This window comes from Streptococcus suis (assembly GCF_002964045.1).
Lineage (GTDB): Bacteria > Bacillota > Bacilli > Lactobacillales > Streptococcaceae > Streptococcus > Streptococcus suis_U.
The window spans coordinates 1-287 of sequence record NZ_POPB01000106.1 but is presented as its reverse complement, the minus strand read 5'-3'; the positions used below and the strand labels follow the sequence as shown (position 1 = coordinate 287).

The 287-nt window shown below is 38.7% G+C and carries 1 protein-coding gene; it reads right to left on the bottom strand.

Annotated elements, in window-relative coordinates; genetic code table 11:
* Positions 1–287: DUF6572 domain-containing protein (locus C1E99_RS00450; protein ID WP_330848211.1), on the bottom strand; the 287-nt coding region annotated here is incomplete at both ends.

Genomic DNA, 287 nt, shown 5'->3' with positions numbered 1-287 from the left:
TGATAACCTTTTCTGTAAAGTCATCCCCGTAGCTGTCCACATACTGCTTACTTTCGATAAAGTGGATGTAGTTGTTCAGCTTTTCTTGGAGTTTGAGAAGATGGTCTTGTTCAGTGTCAGGGAGCCATGCGTTTCCATCTGCTAGTAATAATTCAAGATGACCGTCCACAACACCGATAGAGTCGATGGTTGCTGTATTAATATAAATAGATTGAGCAGTTAAATTAAAACGAAAGACTATTTTTCGATATAGCCTATCTATTGCTTCAGATTCCGTATGATCGGAA